The sequence below is a fragment of the Methanocalculus natronophilus genome, assembly GCF_038751955.1.
Lineage (GTDB): Archaea > Halobacteriota > Methanomicrobia > Methanomicrobiales > Methanocorpusculaceae > Methanocalculus > Methanocalculus natronophilus.
This window is the reverse complement of record NZ_JBCEXH010000059.1, coordinates 1-336: the sequence shown is the minus strand read 5'-3', so window position 1 is coordinate 336 and position 336 is coordinate 1. Positions and strand designations below refer to the sequence as shown.

At 30.4% G+C, this 336-nt stretch carries 1 protein-coding gene; it reads left to right on the top strand.

All coding sequences use genetic code 11. The annotated features are described in order from the left end of the window. The coding region (locus tag ABCO64_RS10395) for a hypothetical protein (RefSeq protein ID WP_343089414.1) at positions 1-336 on the top strand (336 nt) is incomplete at both ends.

Genomic DNA, 336 nt, shown 5'->3' with positions numbered 1-336 from the left:
ATTGACCCTGAAACATTACTAAAAGAACAATACTTCTTTAATCAATATCCAGAAATTGTGGAAGCAACCTATCAAGCTAGCAAAAATCACCAAGGTATCAATGCGATTGATTTAATCGTAACCCATTTTCACAATATTCAACATAATCCAATAAGGGTAAACACTTTAAAAGATTTAATCTACAACAATAATAAAGCACTTGTTAAGCTTATCCATGTATTTCACCAACAAAACAATGACCAAGCAAAAGAACAAATTGCTTTAGCATTAAGCGGACGAATTGATTATATTATTTTTAATGTTGTTACCTCTCCTATGAATAGAAACTTTGCGATT